Below are 636 nucleotides of genomic sequence, written 5' to 3' on the forward strand. Positions count from 1 at the left end.
CTCCACGGCGTCCGGCCGCGCCGCGAACACCCCGTCCACGCTCGCCGCCCGCGCGCCCACGGCCTCGGCGAGCGCGCGGGCCCTGGCCTCGTCGGTGTCGCCGATCACCAGGTCGCCGACGCCGTCCAGGGCGGCCAGCGTCGCGGCGTGGAAGGCGCCGATGCGGCCGGCGCCGAGGAATCCGATGCGCATGGGGCAAGCTCCCCTCCGTGGGCGGCGGCGGTCGGGGCGGGGCCGGTCGCCGTGGTGCCGGGCGACGGGGCGTCAGGCGTACAGGGCCGGGCGCTCGATGAGTGCGGTGGTGGTGCGCCGGCCGGTGGCCTGGGCGGTCACGCCGGCCTCGCAGACGGCCGCCGCGGCGTACCCGTCCCAACTGCTCGGGCCCTCGACCGTGCCGCGGCGGGTGGCGTCCACCCAGCGCTGCACCTGGCGGTCGTACGCCTCGGCGAAGCGGGGCACGAAGTCCTGCGGGATCGTTCCGCCCCAGCGCCCCGCCGAGTGGGTCACCAGGCCGGCCTCCTCGCCGGTGCGGGCGCTGCCGGACTCGCAGACCGCCTCGCAGCGCACCTGGTAGCCGAAGCCGCAGTTGACGAAGATCTCGACGTCCACGACCGCGCCGCCCGAGGTCTCGAAGAG

General features: G+C 77.5%; 2 protein-coding genes. Both read right to left on the reverse strand.

What is annotated here, in order from left to right; all coding sequences use genetic code 11:
* A partial coding sequence (locus KUM32_RS39405) for an NAD(P)-binding domain-containing protein (RefSeq protein ID WP_217146553.1) occupies positions 1-192 on the reverse strand: 192 nt, incomplete at its 3' end.
* A gap of 72 nt (positions 193-264) precedes the next feature.
* Positions 265-636: Gfo/Idh/MocA family oxidoreductase (locus tag KUM32_RS39410; protein ID WP_374227609.1), on the reverse strand; the 372-nt coding region annotated here is incomplete at its 5' end.

It is taken from the genome of Streptomyces sp. AC627_RSS907, from assembly GCF_019049165.1.